At 51.8% G+C, this 596-nt stretch carries 1 protein-coding gene; it reads left to right on the forward strand.

Annotation, left to right across the window (positions count from 1 at the left end; all coding sequences use genetic code 11):
• Positions 1-596, forward strand: a 596-nt coding sequence (locus GZH79_RS17505; protein ID WP_211645065.1) for an IS3 family transposase, incomplete at both ends; no start/stop codon positions are given.

Consider the following 596-nt stretch of genomic DNA (forward strand, 5'->3'; position numbering starts at 1 on the left):
ACCAATCCGGACACCTCACAGCAGTGCCCTGACGACAAGGTAAACCGCTTGTTCAAAGCAGATCGGCCCAACCAGCTCTGGGGCGAGCCATTGTGCGCCATTGGTTCAAGAACAAGGGCGAGCGACTTTACATATGTCCCAACGTGGTCAGGAACGGTTTATGTCGCTTTCATCATCAATGTCTTCGCACGTCGCATCGTCGGCTGGCGCGTATCGACATCAATGGCGACGCAGTTCGTTCTCGATGCTTTGGATCAAGCAATCTGGCAAAGAAAAACGCCTGATAACAATGCCTTGTTTCATCAATCGGACCGTGGATCGCAATATCTCTCGATCAAGTATACCGAGCGCCTCGTCGAATTTGGCATTGATCCATCGATTGGAACAGTCGGCGATTCCTATGACAATGCTCTCGCTCAATGCGTCATTGGCCTGTTCAAAACCGAGGCCATCAACCAGATCGGTCCGTGGAAATCGGTGCGCGAAGTCGAATGGGAAACGCTGAAATGGGTCGATTGGTATAACAACCGCCGGCTATTCGGTCCCATCGGATACACCACACCCGCAGAAGCAGAGGAGGCATTCTATGCAAATCT

The sequence above is a fragment of the Loktanella sp. SALINAS62 genome (genome assembly GCF_018263905.1).
Classification (GTDB): domain Bacteria; phylum Pseudomonadota; class Alphaproteobacteria; order Rhodobacterales; family Rhodobacteraceae; genus Loktanella.